The organism is Pseudomonadota bacterium, assembly GCA_038533575.1.
GTDB lineage: Bacteria > Pseudomonadota > Alphaproteobacteria > Rhodobacterales > Rhodobacteraceae > Shimia_B.
Genome location: JBCAYL010000039.1, coordinates 1 through 607, shown reverse-complemented (window position 1 = coordinate 607; position 607 = coordinate 1). Strand labels below are relative to the sequence as shown.

General features: G+C 72.3%; 1 protein-coding gene. It reads right to left on the bottom strand.

Going from position 1 to position 607, the window contains the following annotated elements; translation table 11 throughout:
• The coding region (locus AAFM92_16900; GenBank protein ID MEL7302038.1) for a Gfo/Idh/MocA family oxidoreductase at positions 1-574 on the bottom strand (574 nt) is incomplete at its 3' end.
• Positions 575-607: the final 33 nt, after the last annotated feature.

Below are 607 nucleotides of genomic sequence, written 5' to 3'. Positions count from 1 at the left end.
CCGCCTTCTGGGGGTCCGTCCGCCAGACGGCCTGCTTCATCCCATCCTGCTCGATGGGCATCGACAGCCAGCCCTGGCTGTACTCGGCGACCACCTTGCGGACCTCCCCGATCACGCCGTCGGCCACCATCGCGCGGGCCTGCTTGACCATCGGGTAGCCCGTGTAGTTGTGCGTCAGCGCGAACGTGACGCCGTGCTCGTGGACGGCCCGGACGAGCCGCTCGGCGTCCTCCAGCGTCGTCGTCATGGGCTTGTCGCAGACGACGTGGATGCCGCGCTCGATGAAGGCGAGCGCGGCGGGCGCGTGGAGCCAGTTGGGCGTCACGATGGACACCACCTCGATGCCGTCCTCGCGGGCGGCCTCGGCCTCGGCCATCTCCTGGAAGGAGCCGTAGGCCCGCTCCACGCCCAGCGTCGCCGCGTGCGCGCGGCTGCGGTCGGGGTCGGACGAGAAGACGCCCGCGACGAGCGTCGCGAGGCCGTCCATGCGCATCGCGCGGCGGTGGACGTCGCCGATGAAGGCGCCGGGGCCGCCGCCGACCTGGCCGGCGCGGAGGGGTCGGGAGAGAGGCACGGTCGAGACGGGCTACAGGAAGAAGTCGGCGAG